This window comes from Bacillus sp. OV166, assembly GCF_900177675.1.
Lineage (GTDB): Bacteria > Bacillota > Bacilli > Bacillales > Cytobacillaceae > Neobacillus.
Map to the genome: position 1 here is coordinate 4,116,233 of NZ_FXWM01000001.1, position 25,375 is coordinate 4,141,607.

Here is a 25,375-nt window from a genome sequence, read left to right on the forward strand (position 1 = left end):
TGTATCTGCATAAATGTTAATCTACAGTCTTGCTGCATTTCCTTTTAGTACAGATGTTCATAATGATAGTTGGTAAAAACCATACTCTAAGTCAATTAACACCCGCTTTCTCCATCTTTCTATTTGAATCTAGCAAAGGGTAATGAAAATCATTGTGAGATTGATTGTTATGGTTTATTCACTTTGTTAAATGGGTACTGTATTGTCATCCCAAATTTATAGGAGGTAATATCAAATGAACAATGAACAGTACCCAAGCAAATTACCCGCACAGGAACAAAACCAGCAACCAGGAATTGAGAAGGATATGAAGCCACTTCCAGATACGGAAAATTCGAACTACAAAGGAAGTAACAAGCTACAAGGAAAGAATGCCATAATTACCGGTGGTGACAGTGGAATTGGACGTTCTGTATCAATAGCTTTCGCAAAGGAGGGGGCAAATGTTGCGATTATTTATTTAAACGAAAGCAATGATGCCGAAGTAACCAAACAGCTGGTTGAGGAGGAAGGTGGAAGATGCCTATTAATTGCTGGAGACATCGGTGATGAATCCTTCTGTAAAAATGCCGTACAGCAAACAGTAGATGAGCTGGGTGGACTTGATATACTTGTGAATAATGCAGCTGAACAGCATCCTCAAGAAAGCATTTTGGATATAGGGACAGAACAACTGGAAAAGACATTCCGGACAAATATTTTTTCTATGTTCCATTTAACAAGATCCGCGTTGCCTCACCTTAAGCCAGGAAGTGCGATTATTAATACAACATCTATCACTGCCTATCAAGGACATCCAAAGCTGCTTGACTATTCTTCTACTAAAGGTGCAATTACAACCTTTACACGGTCTCTTGCCCATCAGCTAGCCGAAAAAGGAATCAGGGTAAATGGAGTCGCTCCAGGACCTATTTGGACACCACTTATCCCTTCTACTTTTACCGCGGAAGAAGTAAGTAAATTTGGACAGGATACACCGATGAAGCGCCCTGGACAACCGGAAGAGGTTGCTCCTGCGTATGTCTACCTTTCATCAAATTCAGATTCATCCTATGTTTCTGGACAAATTCTGCATATAAATGGTGGAAAAGTCATTAATGGGTAGGTAGATACAATAAAAAGGGATTCGCAATACATCCCCTTCCAGAATTAGAACTGAAACAGAAATATAGCCCATTTCCAAGCATATATTTTAAAAGTTTAGGACGGTTCCTTTTATAAACAGTGGTTACCATCCCATCCATAAGCAAAAAAGAGAGACAAATAATTTACATTATTAATACAACTTGTCCACACCTCCCAATTTACTCCTACATTTAATGTAAAAAGGGAGGTGAAATTTATTGAGTATAGAGGACGTTATTTCAATTGGAGCAAATTGCATTGTTCAAATCAGAAATCGCTTTTTTCTTTTAGTAGAAATAGAAGTGGAAGCAGGTAATGTTGCATTCGAGGAATTTGTGTTTATTCGTATATCACGACAAGAGGCTAGGACATTGTTAGATGCAGGAGTCCATCGTTGTGAAATTAGAACCCGCGTACCGAGATCGGATGATGTAGAAGTAGAATTTATTTGTATCTTGATTGTAGATGGAGAGGCATTTGCAGTGTTTGATGTAGAAAACGACACGGACGAAGCAGTTCTTGTCGAAATCCCATTAGCAGCTGCACGTCGATTAATCCGCAGAGGTGCAAGGGAATGTACTGTCATTGACAGATTGCGAGATTAAGATTTTTAAAAAGAATGAATAGATTACACAAGAGGGCTATTTACGCGAATAGTCCTTTTGTTTTTTATAATTAGGCTGTTTTAAACTAGATTGTTGATTTCCGCTCCAGGCGCTTCGCTTTCCGAGGGCGGGTTCGTGGAGCCTCCCGCAGGAGTCTCGCGCCCTCCGCTCCAATCAACAGGGTCACAATATCAGCAATTACCTTTAACACAACCTCTTATAAAAATAAAAGGATCATTATATTTTTCTATATCGTATCCACGCATAAATATTTTGGATGATGATGGGTAATTTATTATAGTCTGAAGGTTATTAAGGTACATTTATAGGAGGAAAGAAATGAGACTCAGAATACTTTATAAATTATCGATGGTCGTTTTGGTTACAGCATCTATTTTAATAGGATCCTTTTATCCTAATACGAAAGTGATGAGTGTGGAAGCAGCAAGAATCCCAGGGAATAATCAAAAGGCAGATCTTGTGATTAAGAATGGGCACATCTTAACGATGAATGCGAAAAAGGATGCATTTGTCAAAGGGACAGTTGTAATAAAGGATAAGAAAATCATTGCAATTGGCGATGAAAATTTGGAAAAACAATATAAAGCATCTAAGGTCATTAATGCCAATGGTAATATTGTGATGCCAGGAATGATTAATACTCATAATCATGTTCCAATGGTTGCGTTTAGAAGTATTGGTGAAGAAGGAGTAGGCAATCGGTTATTTGATGTTTTTTTTCCACTAGAAGGAAAATTACTTTCAAGGGACCTTATTTATAAAGCATCCATTCATGGCGTCATAGAAATGGCAATGGGCGGAGTTACGACATATGCAGATATGTATTACCACGAAGATGAAGTAGCAAAAGCGACAGAAAAGATTGGCATTAGAGGAGTTCTTGGAGAAACGGTTATTAGCTTTCCAACAGTCGATGCTCCTGAACCATATGGCGGACTAAAATATGCAGAGGACTTTATTAAACAATATAAGAATCATGAACTAATTACCCCATCTGTGGTAGCCCATGCTCCCTACACAGTTAGCCCTGAGATGATTAAGGCATCGAAAGATTTAGCCAAAAAATATCAGGTACCATTTGCGATTCATGCGGCAGAGTTTGCTGATGAAGCACAAAGAGTAGAAACTAAGTTTGGTCAAAAGTATCCTTCCGTTATAAAATACTTGGATTCTTTAGGAATATTAGATGAAAATACAATGCTTGCACATGCCATCCATATTGATGATGAAGACATTAACATCATTAAACAAAGAGGAGCCACAATTGCCCATAATCCAATAGCGAATACAAAAGGAGCAACCGGTGTGGCACCAGCTATTAAGATTGATAAAGCAGGGATTAAGATGGGATTGGGTACAGATGGGCCAATGAGCTCGAACACCATGGATGTATTCGGAACAGCCGGATATGCGGCAAGAATTCACAAATTGGTCAACAAAGATCAAAGCGTGATGCCGCCAAGTAAGGTTGTCGAACTTGCCACAATTGGCGGAGCAAAAGCTCTAGGGCTGGATAAAAAAATCGGCTCACTAGAAGTTGGGAAATATGCTGATATTATTATTGTAGACACTCATGCGCCTAATACCTTTCCAACCTTTGATCCATATGCAACGTTAGCGTATGCAGCAGGACCGCAAAATGTAATCGATGTGATCGTTAATGGGAAATTGATTGTAGAAAACAAAAAGCTTAAAACCTATGATTACAAGAAAGATCTGAAGGATATGGAAGGAATCTATAAACAAGTAGCAGAAGTAGAGAAAACACTTCCCTATCATCAACAAAAACCAACGAGTGAATGATGTATTCAACAAAAAAGCGAAGCTTGAGGGAATTATCCTCAAGCTTTTAACCCTTTTTTATCGGCACTCATATCAATTTATAACATGAGAACCCTCCCTGTGGAGTTTTACTGTACACTATTTTTGTGGCTTCCCCTTCATGCATGTGACCATCACACCGTTTTCTCCGCACATCACTATCCATTTTCCATCATCGAAACAAGAGTCTCTTTGAGTAGAGTAGCTCAGCCAATAGGCATGCACATCATTATTGTTACCACTCATTTCATTCACAAAGAGTTAAACCGTCCCTAGCTGTCAGAATATTATCAACAAAATCTTACATAAAACTTTTTCCTTTTAATTTCAATCAATTTTACTGTATGTTGGTTTTTTGTAATGGTCTGTCCCTCTTCTTGCATAAAGATATACAAAGGGGGGATTTTTATTTTATATCCAAATAAACTTATTAGAATTACTGTTGCCTATGTTTTTATTACCTCAGCACTTATGAAATTAATGGGTACCGAAGTAGCGAATCATTTTCTTGGATTAGGATTGCCCTATTCCCACATGATGTTAAAGATTATCATTTTACTAGAAATAGTTTGCGGAATTCTATTATTGGTTAATAAAGCTGTTAAAAATGCAGTTGTACCTTTAATTGGTATTATGATCGCAGCCATTCTATTAACAAAGGTTCCTTTACTGCACACTGGCTTCCTTCCATTCGCTTTTGGTGCTCGTTTAGACATTGTACTGTTAGTTTTGCTAGTTTATCTATACAAGGCCAACTAAGATTTCCCTGTTTTTTGGGGTGCAGTACCAAACGTTTGTAAGGATTTAATTAAGCTAATCGGTACTTCAGAAGTCTAGTGAACAAAAAAAGGATAGAAAAGGAATCACATTTTCCCTCTCCCTACCCCTTTAAAAATAATTCCATTTTCTACTTCATTACTTAACTAATTTTAAGAAGTTTTACTCTCTTCAAACGGGATTGGTACCTGGGACGGTTCCTTCAATTTTCTTTTCATCATTACATAATAGAGTACTGATGGAACCACCAATCCTAATATCCAGGCTATATCGGCTCCCCCCATTGCTTTCGCACCAGGTCCTACATAGAACGAGGTGTTCATAAATGGAACTTCGGCGATAATTGAAACGAGGAACGATACAGCAGTAATTTTGTTTACTTTTCCATACTTTCCATTTAAATCAAAAATATCTTTAATACTATACTCCCCGTGGCGCAGGACGTAAAAATCAATCAGGTTAATAGCTGTCCATGGAATTAAAAAGTAACTTATAAATAAGATAAAGTTGATAAAATTGGACAAGAAATTTCCCTGACCCCAAATAGCCAGTAAAGTTCCAACTGTTCCTATTCCAAAGATAAAGAACATTCTTACTTTTGGGGTTACTTTTATTTTTGAAAAAGGCTCAACAGTAGATATGGTTGACATAAAGGCGCCATATAAATTAAAAACATTGATGGAGAACTGACCTAGGATGATCACAGCAATTAAAAGAAACGAAAAACTTCCAAACTGATTAGCGAGATTCGTGCCGGAATTACTTAGGAAATTCGGAATGGCCGTTGTCAATAAAACTCCTAAAACCATCATCCAAACAGTGCCTAAAACAGTCCCTGCATACGTATACCAAAACGTTTTTGAGTAATTCGTATCAATTGGCAAATACCTTGAGTAGTCTGCGACATAGGGTGCAAATGAGATCTGCCAGGTTGCTACCACACTAACACTTAACATAAAGATTGGTAGATTGAACTCAGCTGGAGACCAGCTTCCAGACGGAACAGGTAATTGGAAGACAATAAACGTAGCAGCTATGAAAACAATAAAGAACACCCATGTCAAATACTTTTGCATCTTATGAATAAGATCATGGCCAATCATTGTCACGATAAAGGTGATAATATTAAGAACAATGATACTCAAAGTTAAGTTAAGGTTTAAGGCACTGCTCAGTACTTGTGCACCTAACAAACCACTGCTTGCAAAAAAACCCAAGTACATGAAAATAACTAGAATTAAGGGAATCACGGCTCCAATCACACCAAATTGTGCACGGCTTTGAATCATTTGGGGGATCCCGAGTTTAGGTCCTTGAGCAGAATGTGAAGCCATAAAAATTGCTCCTATTAAATTACCAACGATAATAGCTACAACACTCCAAAAAAGATTTAAGCCAAAAGTGACACATAATGATCCTGTTACAAGTGTGGTAATGTGCATATTTGCAGCAAACCAAACTGCAAACAATCCTCTTGGTTTTCCATGACGTTCATTAGCTGGAATATACTCAATACTTCTTGTCTCAATTTTCATAGATCTGCCCCCTGAAATATATTATTTGGTGACTTATCTTAGGAGTGAACTTCTTCCTTATTCAACTTGCGTTCATCTATGTTTTCTTTTTCCTTTAAAACAAAGCTGAGTAAATCCAATGCAAGCCGTGCACCTACTTGACCGGTCATTCCAGCTGGGTCATATGGCGGTGCTACTTCGACCAAATCAAAGCCAATCACGTTTCCTCTTTTAGCTATTCCTTCAAGTAATTCATTTACTTCATCGTAAATAAATCCTCCTGGTGAAGGGGTACCTGTTCCGGGTGCTACTGAAGGATCCAAACCATCAATATCTAGGGTAATATAGTATTTTTCTCCTTCTGGAAGTAGTTCTATCACCCTTTCAATTCCCATTTTCCTAATTTGGCGCGGTGATAAAATAACACTTCCATATTCTCGTGCTGCATCCACATCTTCCTTTAAACTGCTGGAAATTCCTCGAATTCCAAATTGGAAAATCTTCTGAACATGGTCCATTTCAGATAAACGACGGATACAGCTTCCATGCCCATACCTTTGCCCGGAACGATGATCCGCCCAATCCAAATGTGCATCGATTTGAATAACATGAAAAGGTCCTAACTCTTCTAAAGCTTTACCAACTGGAATGGTAATGGAGTGATCTCCACCTAATACAACCGGCATGGCTCCTTTTGAAACAATCTTTCTAATGGCTTCTTCTGTGTTTTCATGGCATTGCATCATATCTCCATGAACCATGTCCACATCGCCGCAATCTACTACTTTCCATCTTGGCCCCAAATACGTAATATCTCTTTCAATATCGTAAGCACCATTTAATCCAAAACTGTAAAGTGTAGATCCTTCACGAATCCCTCTTGGACCCATTCTTGCTCCAGATTTCCATTGAGTACCCATATCATTTGGAACTCCAATAACGGCTACATCCGCATCTAGTTGATTAATATCTGAACAAACAGGATATTTTCCAAAAGTGCAGATACCAGTAAAAGGTAAATTCAAAAATTGCTTTTCATCTTGATTTGACATAAAATAGCCTCCTTTAGGTTTCTATACTTAAAGAATGCAATTTTCATGCCAACTAATAAAGACAGCGTTTAAGAGAACGTTATAGTCAAAAACGACTACCTTTGCTCAACATATTTTAGTATTTTCCGATTGGCAGTCGATTGGCTGATTCCCAATATTTCTGCAAGTTTAATGCTACTGGGATATTTATGATACATTCGCACAATATACTCCTTTTCAAGTGTTTCTATATAATCGTTTAAGGGAATTTCTTTCGTTGACGGGGAGAAGGAATCCTTTTTAGTTTCCTCTTCTCCCCAATCAAGGTCTATTTCGTTCCCACTAGATGTGATCATCTTCTTTTCAATATAGTTTCGTAATTCTCTGACATTTCCCGGCCAATTTTGCTGGCTTAGCCAAGCAGCCATTGTTGGGGTGAAATATGTATTCAATTGATATTTACGATTCAATTGTTCAGTAATCTCGTAAATTAATGGAATGATTTCTTCCTTTCGTTCCCTTAGCGGTGGAATCTCTACTTTTACGACATTGATTCGGTAATAAAGATCTTCTCTAAATTTCCTTTCCATGATCATCTTTTCTAAGTTTTGATTTGTAGCACAAATAATTCTGCAATTCACCTCAATTTTTTTTGTTCCTCCAATTCTTATTAGGGTTTGATTTTGCAAGACCGACAATAATTTTACCTGAAGATTCAATGGCAGTTCACCAATTTCATCTAGAAAAAGAGTTCCCTTTCCTGCTATTTCAAAGTACCCCTTCTTACCCCCTTTTTTAGACCCGGTAAAAGCTCCCTCCTCGTACCCGAATAGCTCTGATTCAAATAAAGATTCAGGTATTGCACCACAGTTTACATCAATGAAGGGTTCAGCCTTTCTTGATGACATTTGATGAATTTTATAAGCAATATGGTTTTTACCAACCCCCGACTCACCCTCGAGTAATACAGTAACGTTTATATCTGCTACCTTTGACACAACTTCAAATACTTTTTCCATTTTTCCATTACTTATAAAGAATTGTTGAGTCGCCTGTTTTCGTAATTTTTCATTTTCTTCTTGAAATTTTAGTAATGCCTTTGCTACCTGCTCATTTTCTTTTCTTAAAGACTCAAATTCGGTTATATCTCTTGAAAAACTCGTAGCGCCTATTAATATTCCTGATTGATCATAAACCGGATATCCGGAAATGATTAGTTTTCTATTATGATTTGTTTCTTGAATTAGCGTTACTTCCTTGTTAGTTCTTAACACGCTTGCAATGACAGAGGGAGAAAAAAGTCCTTGTTTTTCAAGTTCGAAAATATTATGATTAACGATTTGCTCACACGGAATACCAAAGACTGTTTCAGTAGATTGACTTGCATATAAAACCATTCCCGTTGCATCCGCAATAAAGATTTCATCAAAAGAATGTTCTAAAATATGGTTTAAAAGTATCGAATCATCCCAGCTTTTATTCATTTTCATCACCTAGTCATTTTTGATTTAATCATAATCAAAAATGACTAATAATTCAAACTATTTTAAATTTTTTTTATTCCATTTATGTCATACAAAGGGGGAATTTATATTTTACATTCAGATATTTCGCTGGATAAGTGGTAAATATAAAAACAAGAGAAATACAAACTGGTGTAGTTTTGCAAAGAAAGGATTAACGAAAATGATTATAATGGAAAGAGCACAAAGCTATTTTATGGTAACTCAGAATGATCACGCCAAAATTGCAGGGGAAATCGCCCGAAACTGTAAAGATGATTATTTTTTTGATCATACACGAACCCAAGAAGTGCAACTGGCGATCCAAGAACATGACAGAGGCTGGATAGAACTGGATACGTCTCCTGTATGGAATGATAAAACGGAGATGCCTTACTCTTTTATCGACTACCCGATAGTGCTTAAAATTTCTTTTTATAAAAAGGGATTGAATGAAGTTGAAAAAATGAGCAGGTATGCTGGACTTTTATGCAGTTTACACTATTCATCATTCATCCAGGATGCTACAGAGCCAGCAGTCAGGGAATTTTGGAATGAAGAAAAGCAAAGACAGGAGCAACTTTTAAAGGGATTGCAAATAGTGGGAAACGAAAATAAGAATGAAACTTTAATGTACCACTTAGATCTGTTAAAATTTTGTGATTATCTTTCCCTGTATATTTGTTTAAATGAACCTGGAGATAATAAAAGGATACATCCCTTTTTTCGAAATGGATTTCCACAGTTATTTCCTTTTGTTACGGACAAACCCATCGATGCTCATTGGAAAAACCAAGAAACGGTTTCGCTCTCCTTCTCCCCTCTGAAAGGTGAATTAGAAGTAAAACTGCCTTATAGAGCTGTAAGAAAAGACCAAATAGAGGAACATGGCATCTTACAGGCATACAAGGATACCCCTGTTACTATAAGGAAGATAGCGTTTAATTAGGAGAAACCTGTGGAAAGCATTTTCCGAAAAAATGCAATCCACCGGTATATTGTTTTTCTAGGATCTGCGTTTAGGTTTAAAGGTTTTACAACAGGTTTCGGCTGAATATAATCATTCATTCTATTTAACCAAGAACGTCTCTCCTACTTCATCAAATGCGTGCTTATAGTCAAACGCAAAAGGAGTGGGTCCATGCTGAATATAATAGTTGTATCTCTTGAATGCCTCCCCCCAGGATACATCCTTCACCTTCTCCGTCCACCACACCACATATGTAGGTTGTTTCTCTTGATGAGTTTCAATCCACTTGTTCCTGTCTCGTATGGCTTGCTTGTGTTGACCTGAATACGTAAAACGATATAAAGATTGAAGGCTTTTCCATACCGTTAGTGTAAGAATAGGAACACCCTCCCCTTGGATAACTTCCTCAGGGAATGGCACTCCATTAGGTGAAAACTCCTCTATAAGATGCCCTGATTTAGCAGCCTGGCGAATCACTTCGTATCCCACCTCAAAAAACTCACGAGAGGCAGGATGCTCATACGGATGTTTTAGTCTACCGACAGTATAGATCGCAACAAAAGCCATAATTATCTCTCCCTTTACACTTTTTACCTACATATATTCAAGAAACTCTAGACTAATTCCTGTTGAACAAACTTACCATCATTCGTTGTTTTCCACGATGATAATTAATCAAGAAAAGTGTAGTCTCCATACACTCATTGAAGGGTGGCTCCACTTTTTTTATTTCGACAAAAATCTACGAAACTCGGACGATGACTGGCTCTCCCATTAAATTTTATATATACGGGCTCCAATTTCATCTCTAAGTATATTATAAAGGGTGTTAGCCTAATTACTCTCCATACAATTGAAAGGTAGTGTTTGAATGTATAATAACGCAATCCCTCATCTTGGTGATTACTCTAATGCTATTCCCCAGGCTCCAATGTCTTACGGATATGCGACTCCTTTTCAAGGACATTGTGTTAATGTTCGTGGGTGGGGAAGTTTTATCATTATCATCGTGTTGTTTATTTTATTAATCATTATCGGTGCAATTGCTTTCTGTTCTTAATTAGGGCAGACCTAATTAAAAGCTCTTCAAAAAAACATAAAGATCTTGTCGAGTTAGATGACAAAAGCCAGGGACATGGTACGATCCCATGTCCCTTTCATGTAAGCAAAGCTTCTATGTTTAACCTATAAAAACGACTCATTCCTCTTGAATTGGTTATACAGCTCTTGGTCGGTCCATTTCATTTTCTTCTGAAAGGCTATACAAAATGGAGCTTCGAGATCGACCTTGATAGTTGTCAAGTTATGTAATTTATCCGCTGTGATTACTTTGATTTCTTCTAAATTTGCATCTTTTAACATATCAATCGTATGTTGTTTTTTTAAGCTCCAAGGCAAGTTTTTATCATGATCTATGCAGCACGAACCAAATTAGCTATTTGAACCCCAAATTTTTCAGTCAATTCCTCATATATGGTCGGAGTATCCTCAATTGTGTCATGAAGAATGCCTGCAGCAACTACCGCATCTGTACACTTTGCTTCCTGCAAAAGCATTCCGACTGCAAACGGATGTGTGATATAGGGAATATCAGTCGATTTCCTATACTGATTTTTGTGTGCTTTTGCTGCAAAATTAATCGCTTTTTGAATGATGCTCATTTTTACAAAATCCCCCATCTGATAAATAATTTCATAACCTTCAGCTATTTTATCTTTAATAAGATTATAAATCCCCAATTCATTAAAAACACTAAACTTTAATATAATCCAAGAACTCCATGATGGTCTTGCTTCTTTTCACTAGTTTATCAATCGACAACTTTAATTTTTCAACAAAGTAGGTATGATCTAATCCTGGAGTCAGTTCGATTAGACTTACTTTATGATCAGGGTATTCTTTGCTCCCAGTTGTTCCATAACGGTTGGGATAGATGGCCCATACTTCTTGAACAGGGCTCAATGTGCTTACTAACGGATGGCTGCCATCTCCAAATAAATAGGGAGAATGGAGATGATCCCCGTAACTGACCAACTGCCGCATGACCTCGTTCTGTTGGTTATTCACAATTAAATTCTCGTTCCAGATGGAGTTTCTTGGGCGGTATTTAAAATCGAATATGATGGTACCGATGAATAGTTCATTCCTGTATACATCTAGACGTCCATCCGGGCAGTTATGTGTTCCTCTTGTGTACAACGGATCCTCCATGGATGTAAGCCTGCTTTGTGATGGCAGAAGGGCTTCATATACTAAATGCATTCTTAGCTCATCTTTTCTAAATACCACCTCCGTATTTGCGGGAAGTGTCGGGACCAACAGACTGTTCCCGTCTAGCGTCTGACTATATAACCACCCTTTTTCAGGAACAAACCCTAATTCTCCCCCAGCAAGAGTCTTTATGAACTGAAGATAACCCCATATTTCATAGAGCTTGTCAGTACGTTTCCACTGATAGCTATAGGATTGATGGATTTGTAAATGGAATTGCTCATTTTTGAGTTCCCGATAAAGCTGGTAAAGGGCACGATATCTCGGGTCACTATTCATAACAGGTGGAATATCTGAAGATTGGTAGGTTCCAATACTTTCAAACCACGGAGCCGTTTTAATCCACTGAATCGCTCCTCTCATCTTGCCAGCCACTTCACCAAGTTTTTTTAGTTCAGACAGTGTTCTCTCTTTTTCTACCACGGTCCGAAACGGTCCAGCATCCTTCTATAGTTGTTGAATAATTCCAAAGAAACGGTTCTATTCTCCTTCAATATGGTAGTTCCTTTTTCCTCTTTCGATACCTTTCTCAGATTGCCAAAGTTTAAGACATTTAAGGTGATAACATTGGCGCGATCAAGAACCTTGTCCGAAAAATGGTAAGTCGAATCATCCAAATTTACGGTACCTACAAAGATTACGTTATCTCCGATCGGGATAACAGGTGGATATTGTGTTGAATTTTTAAGATTATCTTTGAGATCCCCATTATATAGTTGCAGCACTCTTTGTGGTCCGGGTTCATTCTCAAGAACTGAAAGAAATTGTGAAAAGTAATGCTCAACCCTGGCAAGATTCATCTCGTCAAAGCAAATAATGTGGAGCTTTTTACTATTTTCTTTCGCACTCATCAGAGCATTAACCAATCCTGAGTCACCGGGACGGTAAACCATTTGAAGGGTATCCGCATACCCGATTAAATCTGCGTCATCTGTCCATGCCGGGCGAACAGGAATAAATGTCATCTTGTGATTGTCAAACAAACCTAATGCCTTCCCATATGCTTGAACAAGTTTCGATTTACCTGTCCCACTCATACCTGCCAAAATCACGAGATTAGAAGATTTCATCGCCGTATGGAAATTATAAAGATCCTTTTTGTCATATATTAGACCTAATTCATGTGTTACACGATCAAATTCTTTCATTAATATTTCTTCAGTTAGTTCATGGGGTTTCTGGTCTGATTCAACCTGTTTTGTTGGGGCTGCTTCAATGGTGGCAGCTATTTGACCTTCCGCTGCTAGTAAATCAGCAAACGTCATTTCATCAGAACCAGCTGTACGAGCCTCTGCCACTTCTAATTCTTTGGCAGCCAAAGCTTTTTCATTCTCCGTTCTTTCTTTTAGCATTTGTGCATGTAATTTGGCGATTTCTTCGTCCTTTGCTTTTAGAGCGTTCATCTGTCTTTCCAACTTCTTCAGATTTAACTCCTTTTCAGAAGAAAGTTCGAGTACTTTTTTCGTTAAAGAACCTACTTCATTTTTAAGTGAATAATTATCATGCGATAATACTTTTTTATCATCCTTCAATTGTTTTCTCTCATTTTTAATAGCAATCTGGGCCATCGAGTCTTTATCCTTTAACTCTTCAATCCTTTGATCCAGTTTTTTAAGCTTCCTTTCTAGTTTTACATTTTTTTGCAAAGCAAATTTCAACTCATCCTTTAGGTGGATTACTTTGCTTTCCTCTTCATTGCATTCAACTTCATCAACCTTTTCTTCTCCCCTATTTTCAAAGACTTCTAGTTTATTTTCATCTCTTAATATTCGATAGATTTCACCTGCTTTTTCAATGTCCTCCTCATCCTCGCTCGACAGCAGCACACTTAATAAGATAGACGGTGCCATCTCCTCTTCAACAGCAAGAAGTAGTTCCTCCATATTTCGTCCCATAAGGTACTAGTTCCTCATCTTCAGCAATCTCATCAAAAAAATACTTTAGCATTTTTGAATTTCGTTGATGAATCATCTCCTGTATAAGTGCTGGTCTTAAAATCTTAAATCTCTTTTGGTGGGGATTGATTTGACGAAATCCAGGTATTTTAATTCCTATATTCTGACCGATATTGGCTATTCCTTCATCGTTAAATGTTTCTAATATCCACTTCCATATTTCCCTCTCCATTACTAATACCTCCCAAAATTCATACTATATTCCTATACTTAGATAATACTACTCTTCCTATTTTACTAGATTTTTCATATTTTTACCTATTTTTATGTAAATTTTTGGAGACTACTGTACAATAATATTTACATGAACCCGTTTCTCAATTGAATTGGAAAAAAAAGCGAAATTTAAAGACAGAATCGTTCAACTTTTAACAACTCAATCAAAATTAAGTCTGAACAAATGTGCAGACCTCCGGATCTATTGATGGTATACTTGTTAAATATCTAAGACTATATGGTGATAAATTTGGTTTATTTATTGATATTGATTTTCCTTATGGTTTGTATTATTTTATTTTTCACTTTTAAAAAACTTTATATTAGAACTTCAACCATGGCCATCGTTATGGCATTTGGGATTGTTACGCAAGGTGTTCTATTAAACTATTTTGGAATCCAGTTCTTCCAACACATTTTTGGAAAAATTCTAAGCATTATTAACCTATCCCTTTGGTTTGCCTTTATTCTTTCGTTTATTATTGCCAGTCTGGATGGAAAATTTAAAGACATCCATTATTCCAATCTAATCAATCGTTTTGGGATTGGTACATGGATTGCTGGTACATCTATTAATAGCATTTTATTTTATAAACAATTTTTCCAATGGGGATTTATTTCGGTCATTATTGCTATTATTAATATTGTCCTGTGGATTATTTATATTGGGATAAGTGTAAAAACTTTTTTAGAAATTTCTGGGACAAAATCATATCGGAATGTCCATGGAATTCTTCTTCTAACTACTGTTAGCACACAATCGATAGTCCTTTTACTTAACACTGTTTTCAAAGAATTTCCGGACATCTTTAACCTATCCTTACTAATCATAGGGTTTGGTTTTTATCTTGTTTGTGTTTTCTTTATTTTATATAGATACATAAAAAATTCTTGGTCAATTGAAATGGATTGGAACAATACGAACTGCATTTTACATTGGGCTTTATCTATTTCCGGGATTGCCTGTTTAGTCACAGGCATCATTAGTATTGATACCATAAGATTGATATGGAGAGCAGCCCTTATTATTTTCATTACGGTTGAGTCTATTGAAATCTACAGGCTTTTTAAACGGATTAAACACTATGGCATTAAAAAAGCTATCTTTATTTATGATGTCACGCAGTGGAGTAGAGTTTTTACTTTTGCAATGTTTTATACTTTAACATCCCTTATTCATACCCATTTGTTTATTGGGCACTTTGTTATTGATACGATCTTAAACGTAGGCGTATGGGTAGTCATAATTCTTCTAATGTTTGAACTAATACTTTGTTTTAGTGATCTCATAAAAGCTATTAAACAATCATCCAGACAAATTGGTAAAGAAAACGAAGTAAGCTCTCCATTTTAATTGGTGAGCTTTTTAATTTTGAATATTATTTTTGGCTGCCAACTCCCCTACTTTGACCTGGGCGTAATATGCAAACAGTCAATAAAAGCTAGCACCAATTTCTGTTCTATTTTTTGAAAAGTGCAGAGTTATTTCACCACGTCTAAAAACTGGTGGTGCATCTCCACTTACAATTACTAGCCTCATAATTTTCATTCACATCAATACATTCTAGACTTAATCCTTCTTGTCTTGATAACCATGGGACATTACCCATTAATAAAATTTTAAGAAATCACCTACTTTCGGCTTAACCTTTTTTGGCATAACTTTTGTTTCCATAAAAATAACCTCCAATGAATATTTATTTGGAGGTTAAAGGAAACATACTCTACAGTCTCGGCAACAGCCCCTCTACAGTCTTGCCAGTAGATAGGAATGAGACTGTGGAGGAATTTGTAGAAACTATGATCATATAAAATTGCGAAAACCTTTGATACATTTGACTAATTGGCGGGACTGCGTGGGAATCGAACCCACCAGACCTGGCACGCAGGTCTCAAGCAGTTTTGAAGTTTGAGGGAAGTACTCTACTTTGGTTCCATTTGGTTTTATCTAATGACGTAAAGTCTGATTTAATGCACTTTTTAAATAGTCACTTTTCATTTAATTTTATCTAATACTATTCAAAAACATCTAATCCGTGACCTAGATGTGACCAAAAGTGTGACCATTATATTTGTAATGATTATGTTGTTATGAAGCTTTTAATATACGGAATATTAATTAAATGATAAGTACTAAATAGTGGCAGTTTGTTTTAAACTGCCCCTTTTCTTATTCAATGTCCCCAGTTCATCACAGCCAACCCAGAGTATAAATAGATATTTATTAAAATATCATATTAATTTCCATGAAACATCCTAATGGTGTAAACACTCTAACACCATTTTCCGTTTCATAAATTATCCAAGATGGTAAATCCCTGAAATCGTTATATAACTCGTTAGTACATTGTATATAATCTTCAAGTTTAAGTACAGTATTTATTACATTTTCCTCTATACCAAATTTAACTTCTAATCCGTATAACACTTTATTATTAACAATATAATCATAGTAATCAAACCTTTGCATCAAAGTATGATAAATGTATCTCTTCTGTCCAAACATTACATTCGGTAAGGAGAATATCTCATTTCTTGTCCGCTCGATATTCTTTAAGGGTGTATTCACTGCAATTGCATTTCCCAATTTAGGAAATCCAAGCAAATGAAAATAAGTTGCCAATTCACCTATTGTAATAATTTTTAATAATTCATCCTTATTGCAGTTAGACAAATCTAATTGAATTTCCGGATCTTCTATTTTTAACAAGGCTTTCTCTTTTTTTCCATCTTGAGGAATGAACATTCCCACAACGAGACTTTGATCAATTAAGCGATGAGGGTCAAGCACATTTCTTTTCTGCACCTTTCCTTTTTTGAATTGATCTTCCAAATCCCTAATACTTGACTGTGTCCCTTTACATTCAAATATATGGAAATTCAACCTTTTATCAAACGCTATAAAGTCAGGGGATTTTTTCGGACCTCTTTTTCCTTCCGCTGGTCCCAGTCTAAAAAAAGAAATACGATCCAATAAATAATTTGTTGGTATCACTGCCACTAAATCCAAGGCATTTGTAAGAACATAAGATGAAAAACCCATGCCAAAATCATCACTTAGTATGGTTTTTTGGTGCTGGTCAATATTTTGCCATTCAGGTCTTAGCTTTAAGTTTGAATCTAAAGATATCGCTGGAAAATATCTAAACCACGCCCACATATCTCCCAATGCGAATCCATAGCTTTGTGGAGGACTGGTTCTAAAAGCTATATGAATCATCACTAAAAATATATTTATTTTGTTAGTTCCTGTTAAGGAACTTAAGCTAGTTGGAGGAGTACTTCCAACCCATGAATGAGAATTAACATCGACGTCAATATCTTTTAAAATCATACTATACTACACCTCTTTTGACTCTTCATTTATATCCGTAGAATAGTCTGAAATTTACTTTGTCTGAAAAAATAGCAATTATTTTAACATACATTTTTTCAATCTTTACCAACCCATTCAATTTTACTTGTAATATCCAAGAGTATGAACTCCTCTATTTTTAAAAGTGCATTGTATTTTTTTATGAGATGTTACATCCAAGCCTGCTAAGTTGTAACCGTACAGGTCGGAGCAACTCATCTTCACCATTAATAGCTAGCCTTAATTTTTTCACTATATTTTCCAAAACAGAACAATTGTAAAAAGGGTCAACCGTTGCAGATAACAAATATTCTAATAATTCGATGACCTTCTTTGGAAACTTTTCTATTATATTACTACTTTCGAGGTCATTATAATAATACGTATGCTCTAAGGAAGGAATTGGACTATTGATAATTTTATCAACCACTTCATCAAAAACTGGCTCTAATTGTATTGACCACTGTAACATTTTTTCCACTTCTTCTTTACTTAGAGGTACTGCACCAAGAATTCTTTGTTCCCAATACCCTTTAATCCATTTATTCCAAATGGTGGTTTTAGCTTCATTACTTTTTATCATTTCAAGATTTGAATTTAAGAAATTAGTCCAACTAACCCGATCCTTTTCTTCTATACTCCCGACAAATTTTATTAATTGCTGATTATTATTTTCTTGAAGGACGTCGCTGTTTACTGCTATATAGGCCAAATGTTCACAAAATCTATTTCTAATATGTTTTAAAGATTCTGAAAGTTTATTGTAACTTTGCTCATAATATACCATTGTCTCTTCTAATAATGGGGTAATTATTTTCCCCCAAGACAAATATCCATCCCATGCTTGCGCTGCCTGATGAGGAGATGTTGACCAATCCAGTAAAGGTAATATATTTTCTCGTACCCATATGCTATCCAATGAATATAAAAAATGAATTTGACTGGCTAATAAAACTTTTCCTAATTGTGCAGTATAAGAATTATTGGACAGAACCTCATTAAAATAACTCCTATATCTATCGAAAAGCTTTCGACTATTTTTACCTTCTTCTTTTTCGAGTCTTTTAGTCAACCCATTCAACCAAAAGAGAACACTTTTTCCCCCGAAATTATTTATAGCATTATTTAGCGAGCTATCAGTAGTGAAATTATTCTGAGATTGCCTATTAATATTAGATACTTCTTTCCATATGTAATAAATGTGGATTTCAGCTCTATCAAGGAAATTAATAAAGGATTTATTATCTTGGGATTTAAGAGCTTTTGTAAAAAGGTCTATAATATCATCTTTAAAATTTAAACTTAGTTCTTTTTCAGTCTCAAATAAAATTATTATCTTTTCCCACTTTTCTTGATCTAAATGAGATAAATTCCATCCTTTAAATACAGCCCTCCATAAATCTGAGGTAATTTCTTGCTTAGATATTAAGGTTTCAGTGAGGTGCCAAGACCATTCAAAATTTTGTTTAGCAGCCTTTCCAACTTCCTCTAATAGTCCCTCTCTGTCAGGCCCATTAAACCAATCTCCTTCAAATTTTAAAAGCAAATCAAATATGTTTTCAATATTTTCTTTAAGCATTTCGTCAACTGATAAAGGACTCAGATGCTCAATATTACCAATTGATGACCATGTATGTAAATCTGGATTGTCTCTAGGTATAAATGTAGGGTATTTGTTCCTAAATTCTTTTAAATACTTATTACCAATCTCACAATCAGGAGAAACTAAAGATAACCAATATATTAAATTATATATCTCGTATTCTCTTGCTTTTATGTTCTCTTCTTGTTTGACTTCCGGACCAATCAAAATTTTTTTAAATAATCTATCTCTTTGTTTATAACTAGCAACTGGATATGCAAATTTAAGCACTTGATAAACTTCATGTTTTAATCCAAAAGTATATAGTACATTTTTTTCAATTAGCCAGTTAATTTTTATATCACTGTTAAGATTCACTTTAGATAATCCATAAATAGAAATTCTTTTCATTAATGGGACATCCGATAGAAACCATGATTCAATTAGATATAATGCAATTTCAGGATTATTTAAACAAAAATAATTTATAATATCACGGGAAGAATTAATTATGACATCAAAATTTCGCGGATATCGATCTTGTTCGTGTGGCTCTATTGCATGCCTATCAAAACTAATAGGATCCCATTGCGAGTTCGCTTGACCACTAGAGTTCAATATAAAATGAGCCATCCTTATGTTATTAGTTATTATTGGTTCTATTAAATTTGCGAATTCATTTAGATTAGGTTTAATATTTTCGTCCCAGGTTTTACTTAGATAATAATGATCTCCTTTAATTGAAACTTCAATATCCACTAGCTTATCCGTACGTTTTTCAGTAATTTGAAAATGAGGTTTTAGTAAAAGTTGTGGTCTCGAAAGATAGTCAAATAATAAGATAACAATCATTTTATATTGACTGCCTTTTAATCTGTATAAAATATAATCCAAATATTTATTAGTTTGTAATGGAGCTAATTTTAATAAAAGTCCAACCCATTTGGTTAGGATATCTGGTTCTGGTAGTTTCTCAGTAAAACTTAATTTGTGGGCAATTTCATTCCATAATACGGAATTTATTTTTTGACCATTACGTTCAATAAGCGAAAAAAACTCCTCAGAATCTTCTAGAATAAAATTTTCAACAATCCATTTACAAATAATTACTTTATCTTCAGTTAGAATACGATTTGGAACAAATAAATCATATAAAAAGCCTTTTTCCTCCAACCATTTAATCCACAACGGCCCTCGTGCATATTTAACAAAAAACCTTAAGGTTGGGATGTCTTTAATGACTTTAATTAAATAATCAGTATCTTCAGGTGCTAATGATGGCGTAGTTTCAACTAAAAGCTTTATTCTTTTCTCATGTTCGAAAAAATCCATATTTGATAGCTTGATCCAACTATTAATTGCATCACCTAATGCTCCATGTGAGTCTGACTTTTCCCTTTTAGGATAAATAATTGGTTCTATATCTAAGAAACTCCAATGTTCCTCGGTTCCCTCTAATGTGAACGCAAATCTTTGTGTATTAGGAGGTAGACCACGTGCGAGATAGTTCATTATTAAATCATTATGGCTATAACCAACAAATAAAACTACAAAGCTATCGAACATTGAATGTAAAAATCTAGTTGCCCATCCTTCTGTTAGGTATGCCCTTCCAAAATCTCCATCTGTTAAAATTAAATTTCTAGGTATCTGATTTACATTTCCATGTAGGTAGACTATTCCATTAAAATTATTCCCTAGAGGAAGAACAGGTGCTCTATATTCTTCAACTACACCTGAATTTACTGTTGAAAAATGAAGATCAAAATTTGTTGTAACAATTTTAATATCATCTTGATTAGGAAATAATGAGAATAAACTATGGTGCAACACTGTTGGTTTTGATTCGGGATTAGTTAACATATTTCTAACTATTTCATGTACATTTATCCGTTGGTTAACTAATCTCCCTAAATAATGATCAATTGGTTCATGTTCTTCTAATTTAAAAGTTCCAGCATATGTGGCTACATCATCAGCTAATTTATAAAAACTTGGAAAATTAGCGGGAAATCCCATCGAAACACCCGCACCTGCAAATATCACTAGTTTCCCATTTTTTTGAGCAGACAAAAGTTCTTCAGGCATGTTTACTTCTTTATTGATCCACAAATCCTCTCACCTCTCTACGGTTTATCAAATGGTTTTAATTATAGTTATAAAATGGAAAAAAAGAAAAAAAGTGGTCCGAACAATATAATCCACCAAAACATGATTAGTTTAGTTGAATCACTTTTATTTAATATTGCTATAAATATGTATCTTTTCAGACTACAGTCAAGCTTTAAGAAACCCTAGACTCCCCCCTATTTATGTAACTCAATATGAAATTATACCAATTATTGGTTTCGTTTTATAGTTTAGCGCGGACTTTATTTTAAAATCTAACCCATGTGTAATAAGGATTGAATACAGATACAGCCCTTTGAGATTCTTTACCATCAAAAATTGTTTTAGTCGTTTTTCAATATTTCAAGAAGACACTCACATATGCTTGCGGGTTTATAATGGTATACCTTTTTAAAAACCAAACATTTTAAAAAAGAAACTTACCGGTCGCAAAGCAAGCTATTTTTCAGAAAAAATATCATCTCTAACAATAGGATAATGGTATAATTTACTATATACTTTTTCAATTATAAGGAGGATTCATGAAACAATTAGTTTTTATTTCAACAGGATGGGGTTCAAAACACGGTGGTATTAACTCATTTAATTATGATTTATGTTTACATACTGCAAAGTTATTAGAAGGTTATTTCGAAATTGTTTGTGTTGTTCAAGATCCTGAATTTGATTCTAGTTCTATTAGTCTGCCAGAAAACCTTTTTCTTATAAAATCTTATGAAGGCGAGGAATCAGAAAGAATTATAAGAAACATAAAGAGTGAAACACGATTTGGAGAACCCTTCATTTGGATTGGTCATGATGTAAAAACTGGACAAATTGCTATTGAATGTGCAAACAAAACAGGAAAAGAAGGCGTAGTTTTTCATCATATGAACTATAGTGCTTATTCGACATATCAGTCAGGTGATGCAAGAAGAACTCAAAAAAAGATAGAATTACAAAAAAGTATTTTAACAAACGCTGATTATATTCTTGCTATAGGTCCTAGCTTACATCGTTCTGCCAAATTCCTTTTACAGAAAGCAAAGAAACCACTAACAAATTGTTTCGAAATTATTCCTGGTTTATCTACAATAGATCCTATAGAACCGCCTATACCTGAATTCCTACAAGCGGTTGCTTACGGTAGATTAGATGATGATATAATTAAACAGGGAATGGTAGCTATTGGTGCCTTTGCACAAAGCGCTAAAGATAGTTCTGCTGCATTTTATATGATTGGAGTTACTGATAAAGATACATACGATAAGAAGTATAAAGAAATTTACGAAGACTTGCAGAAATTTTGTTCCAATTACTCAGACAAAACCTCAATAAATATACAACCCCTTCCTTATTTAGAAAGGACCGAGGTATTTGAAGAATTAAGAGTATCAAGTGCTAGTATGATGCTATCTTTACACGAAGGGTTTGGTCTTGCTGGTTGGGAAGCTATATCTGCAGAGGTGCCACTTATTTTATCAACTAATACAGGCTTATACGAATTGCTTAAGCGAGATTACAGCCATTTACTAACCTGTGTACATCCAGTAAATATAACTGGTAATCAAGAAACAGATGTAAATAATGTATCGGCCAAATTAGATATTATTTTTTCTGACATAGAGAGCAATAAAAAACTTTCAAGAACATTAAAAGAAGCTGTTAGGCATTACACTTGGGAAAGAACATGTAAGTCTTTCCTAGTAGCATGTAATATAAATTGTAGTGAACCAATTACTGCAGAAAAAAACAAATTGATAAAACTTAAGACAGATTTATCCAACTTTATCGATGAAGTTAAAGAGATTACTAATGAAATAAACCGTATTTCAGCGTCACTATCTCCTGAACAAATGAATCAGTGGAAAGAAAGAGAGCAATCTTGGCAAAAAGCGAAAATAGGAGAATTTATTGAGGAAGATTCAAAAATGAATATCTCCGAACTTACTATTATAAGGAGACAACATTTTCTAAAAAAACGTGATATAAATATAGGAAAAGTAAGAAATTTTGATTGGTTATTAAAAAATCATAATAATGAGGTACATGGTGCTATCCCTAAATTATTCAAAAACAAATCAGATAAACTTTTTGCTCCTCCGTTCCTAACATTTGATAAACTTGAACAAATTTTAGGTTCAAAAAATCCAGAAGTAATTTCACCTTGGTTGGTATATTATATTTTATATTTAAATTTATTTGAATTTCCGGAGGAATTATTAACTGAACCTACAATTACAGAAGATGACTTTTTTTCCAAAACATTCCTAGAAAATGAGAGTAAGAATAAAATTTATGAATGGTTAAAGTTTAAATTACTTTCTTCTCTACCAACTTATATACCAGTTTACGAAGAGATGAGTAATTATTTAGATACCAGAATTGAATCGTTGGATACATTTTTTAATATTTAACTTTGACACTATATACTTAAATCCAATAATATAAACTAAATTTATTAGTTCCTAATTTCTTTTTACCCACCAAAAAATCCGGTATTGATTTTTTGAGGAGATTATACTATAGCAAACGAACTTGAAAATTTGATTATTTCTTCGGAATTCTTGTCATTCTAGTTAGGAAAGCCATTATTGGATTGAAGTTCCAAAACCAAATTTGACACCTTTTATAAAGGTGTTTTTTAATGTATATATGTTTGTATTTACGAGATTTTCATCAAATTGAAGTGAATACTCTCCGATTACATCCTTAAAAATAAATCGTGCCAACCTAAAAAGTCGACACATTTATATTTATACTATGGTATGTCTACACCCATCCCTAAAATTCGAACAACCATAGAACTCTCCTCTTGCTCCCCTACTTCGAACCATATAACCACCACAAAAAGTGCATTTAATTGGCTTGTCCAAAACTGATACATCTTTGATAGTTTGATTACACATCCGGTAGTATTTGCATCTCAGAAATCGTTCACTGATACTGTTATTTTCCCGCAACATTAAATATACCCTTCCACACATCAAGGGCATCTTGGGTTATTCGATATGATGGTATTGCCTGCTATGATTTTATAATCAATCCCAAAATCATCTTTTAGTTCTTTCACGAAAGAAAAATATTCATATCCGGAACTAAAATGTAGGTATCGTTTCCCGTCCTAGTCATCGACACATAGAACAAGCAATGCGACCAGTTTATTTTAAAATAATTATTTAAGTATAAAAGATTAAATAAAAAAATCATTGAAACGAATTAGGACATTTTTTTAAATGCCCTTTGCCTGATTTTCTCTTCTATACAATAATTTAAATAAACTTAAAAAATAACTTTAGTTTGACAGAAAAACCTTAAGTGATACTTTTCAAAGTGTCACTATTAATAATATTCACATTAAGCTATAATCCTTTTCTACTATTTCCTCAAGTAATTCGGGCCTGATTACATACCATTTGCGGTTTTTATTTTCTATAATCATCAAGTTTGACAAAGTTTGTAAAACGTAACGGATTCTCCGTGGAATTAGTCCAGCGCGTTCACCATATTTTGCAGTAACGTATTCATAAATTTGGTTTGCCCTTATACCATTTACTCCTAATAAGCATAGTTTATTAATAGAAAGAATTACATCTTTTATAAACTCACTTGATTCAAACAATAAAATTAAGCGATGCTTTATTCTCTTATCAGGTGAGATTTGAACCATCTCATTATAAATCTTCATGAAATCTTTTTTTGATAAAGGGGAAAGAAACCCGGCTGTTCTTTGTAATTGTGATACTGTCTTTTGTAATGTTATGGTACTACTAATTTGGTCTTTTAAGTACTCATTTAATTTATCATTCAGGCGCTTAGATTCATTTATCTGAATAAAATTTTGAATTGTGAAATCAATCCACTCTGGCTTTAACATCGCACTAAATAAAATAAGGTTTTTTTCATTCATACTTGATAACCTCCGCGATGGGAACTAATATTTCCTCCATACTCATCCCCCCGTGGCTGATGCTCAATCTATCCTTTTCATCAAATGAATAGAAATCTTTTGCAAATAATGGACATATAAAATCAGGTAGACCAGCAGGCTGAAATGCGAACCTATTATCTGATTCAAATTTATTTTGTAATATACTGTTATTAAAAATTAAAACTCTTTTTCCTCACTTTTACTTACTGGGTATTTAATAGCGTTTTTAACCAGCTTGTTTGTGACTTCCTCTTCAAGATTAATTCCCATTTTATCTGCAAGCTGGACAAGATATATTAAAATATCCGCTATTTCTTCTTTTATATTTTGTTCGGATTTAGCAATTGCTTCTTCACTATTACGCCACTGAAAATTTTCAAGCAGTTCATTTGCCTCAAGGGAAATCGATATGGCCAAATCTTTTTCATTGTGGTACTTTTTCCAATCTCTTTCATCACGGAAGTCTAAGATCTTTTTTTGAATCGCTTTCATTCCTTATCTCTCCTATGGAACATTATTCCAATGATATATTTAATTCTATTATTACCTTATTTTAACACTAGAATTTTATATAAAAACTTTATAATAAT

20 protein-coding genes are annotated in these 25,375 nt (G+C 34.6%); 8 read left to right on the forward strand and 12 right to left on the reverse strand.

Annotated features, from left to right (window positions below):
• Window positions 1–235: 235 nt before the first annotated feature.
• From CCK98_RS20265 to CCK98_RS20280, 4 genes are all read left to right on the forward strand, one after another.
• A complete protein-coding gene (locus CCK98_RS20265) occupies window positions 236–1,105 on the forward strand; it encodes an SDR family oxidoreductase (protein WP_088088235.1) in 870 nt (289 codons plus the stop codon).
• 238 nt (window positions 1,106–1,343) lie between these two features.
• Entirely contained in the window at window positions 1,344–1,730 is a 387-nt protein-coding gene (locus CCK98_RS20270) for a hypothetical protein (RefSeq protein ID WP_088088236.1), read from the forward strand.
• A gap of 339 nt (window positions 1,731–2,069) precedes the next feature.
• Window positions 2,070–3,554 (forward strand): amidohydrolase, encoded by a 1,485-nt coding sequence (locus CCK98_RS20275; protein WP_088088237.1) that lies wholly within the window; start codon window positions 2,070–2,072, stop codon window positions 3,552–3,554.
• A gap of 378 nt (window positions 3,555–3,932) precedes the next feature.
• Window positions 3,933–4,331, forward strand: a complete 399-nt coding sequence (locus CCK98_RS20280; protein WP_088088238.1) for a DoxX family protein — start codon at window positions 3,933–3,935, stop codon at window positions 4,329–4,331.
• Between the two features lie 170 nt (window positions 4,332–4,501).
• Here CCK98_RS20280 and CCK98_RS20285 read toward each other — a convergent pair whose 3' ends face one another.
• The 3 genes from CCK98_RS20285 to CCK98_RS20295 form a co-directional block, all read right to left on the reverse strand.
• The gene (locus CCK98_RS20285; RefSeq protein WP_088088239.1) at window positions 4,502–5,884 is read right to left on the reverse strand and encodes a cytosine permease; all 1,383 of its coding nucleotides are present in this window, start codon (window positions 5,882–5,884) and stop codon (window positions 4,502–4,504) included.
• Between the two features lie 38 nt (window positions 5,885–5,922).
• Entirely contained in the window at window positions 5,923–6,915 is a 993-nt protein-coding gene (gene speB / locus CCK98_RS20290; protein ID WP_088088240.1) for an agmatinase, read from the reverse strand.
• Window positions 6,916–7,010: 95 nt separating this feature from the next.
• Window positions 7,011–8,378, reverse strand: a complete 1,368-nt coding sequence (locus CCK98_RS20295) for a sigma-54-dependent Fis family transcriptional regulator (protein WP_088088241.1) — start codon at window positions 8,376–8,378, stop codon at window positions 7,011–7,013.
• Between the two features lie 202 nt (window positions 8,379–8,580).
• On the opposite strand from CCK98_RS20295, the gene CCK98_RS20300 reads away from it, so the two are divergent.
• Complete coding sequence (locus CCK98_RS20300; RefSeq protein WP_179195874.1) at window positions 8,581–9,345, forward strand: DUF3891 family protein; 765 nt, start codon at window positions 8,581–8,583, stop codon at window positions 9,343–9,345.
• Between the two features lie 120 nt (window positions 9,346–9,465).
• On the opposite strand, the gene CCK98_RS20305 is transcribed toward CCK98_RS20300, so the two are convergent.
• Window positions 9,466–9,933, reverse strand: a complete 468-nt coding sequence (locus tag CCK98_RS20305) for a DUF3291 domain-containing protein (RefSeq protein ID WP_088088243.1) — start codon at window positions 9,931–9,933, stop codon at window positions 9,466–9,468.
• A 364-nt stretch (window positions 9,934–10,297) separates the two neighbouring features.
• Between CCK98_RS20305 and CCK98_RS20310 the strand changes: the two genes are divergently transcribed.
• The gene (locus CCK98_RS20310) at window positions 10,298–10,426 is read left to right on the forward strand and encodes a YjcZ family sporulation protein (RefSeq protein WP_142292235.1); all 129 of its coding nucleotides are present in this window, start codon (window positions 10,298–10,300) and stop codon (window positions 10,424–10,426) included.
• A gap of 352 nt (window positions 10,427–10,778) precedes the next feature.
• On the opposite strand, the gene CCK98_RS36460 is transcribed toward CCK98_RS20310, so the two are convergent.
• From CCK98_RS36460 to CCK98_RS20330, 4 genes are all read right to left on the reverse strand, one after another.
• Window positions 10,779–11,027 (reverse strand): HD domain-containing protein, encoded by a 249-nt coding sequence (locus CCK98_RS36460; protein WP_256942420.1) that lies wholly within the window; start codon window positions 11,025–11,027, stop codon window positions 10,779–10,781.
• Between the two features lie 91 nt (window positions 11,028–11,118).
• On the reverse strand, window positions 11,119–12,000 hold the full coding sequence (locus CCK98_RS20320; protein ID WP_142292183.1) for a nuclease domain-containing protein: 882 nt from the start codon (window positions 11,998–12,000) through the stop codon (window positions 11,119–11,121).
• A gap of 53 nt (window positions 12,001–12,053) precedes the next feature.
• Window positions 12,054–13,532, reverse strand: a complete 1,479-nt coding sequence (locus tag CCK98_RS20325) for an McrB family protein (protein ID WP_088088246.1) — start codon at window positions 13,530–13,532, stop codon at window positions 12,054–12,056.
• On the reverse strand, window positions 13,495–13,764 hold the full coding sequence (locus CCK98_RS20330; protein ID WP_088088247.1) for a hypothetical protein: 270 nt from the start codon (window positions 13,762–13,764) through the stop codon (window positions 13,495–13,497). Before CCK98_RS20330 ends, CCK98_RS20325 begins: the two co-directional genes overlap by 38 nt.
• Before the next feature lie 381 nt (window positions 13,765–14,145).
• Between CCK98_RS20330 and CCK98_RS20335 the strand changes: the two genes are divergently transcribed.
• Entirely contained in the window at window positions 14,146–15,162 is a 1,017-nt protein-coding gene (locus tag CCK98_RS20335) for a hypothetical protein (RefSeq protein WP_142292184.1), read from the forward strand.
• Between the two features lie 870 nt (window positions 15,163–16,032).
• On the opposite strand, the gene CCK98_RS20340 is transcribed toward CCK98_RS20335, so the two are convergent.
• Together CCK98_RS20340 and CCK98_RS20345 are read right to left on the reverse strand one after the other, a co-directional pair.
• Window positions 16,033–17,142: a hypothetical protein gene (locus tag CCK98_RS20340; RefSeq protein WP_088088249.1), complete on the reverse strand. Its 1,110-nt coding sequence runs from the start codon at window positions 17,140–17,142 to the stop codon at window positions 16,033–16,035.
• Between the two features lie 181 nt (window positions 17,143–17,323).
• Window positions 17,324–20,857 carry a DUF4020 domain-containing protein gene (locus CCK98_RS20345; protein ID WP_088088250.1) on the reverse strand — a complete coding sequence of 1,178 codons (3,534 nt, stop codon included), beginning with the start codon at window positions 20,855–20,857 and terminating at the stop codon, window positions 17,324–17,326.
• A gap of 539 nt (window positions 20,858–21,396) precedes the next feature.
• Here CCK98_RS20345 and CCK98_RS20350 point away from each other — a divergent pair.
• A complete protein-coding gene (locus tag CCK98_RS20350) occupies window positions 21,397–23,271 on the forward strand; it encodes a glycosyltransferase family 4 protein (protein WP_088088251.1) in 1,875 nt (624 codons plus the stop codon).
• A gap of 935 nt (window positions 23,272–24,206) precedes the next feature.
• Here CCK98_RS20350 and CCK98_RS20355 read toward each other — a convergent pair.
• Complete coding sequence (locus CCK98_RS20355) at window positions 24,207–24,764, reverse strand: hypothetical protein (RefSeq protein ID WP_088088252.1); 558 nt, start codon at window positions 24,762–24,764, stop codon at window positions 24,207–24,209.
• Window positions 24,765–24,962: 198 nt separating this feature from the next.
• Window positions 24,963–25,277, reverse strand: coding sequence for a nucleotide pyrophosphohydrolase (locus CCK98_RS20360; protein WP_088088253.1), 315 nt, complete (start codon window positions 25,275–25,277; stop codon window positions 24,963–24,965).
• Window positions 25,278–25,375 lie beyond the last annotated feature (98 nt).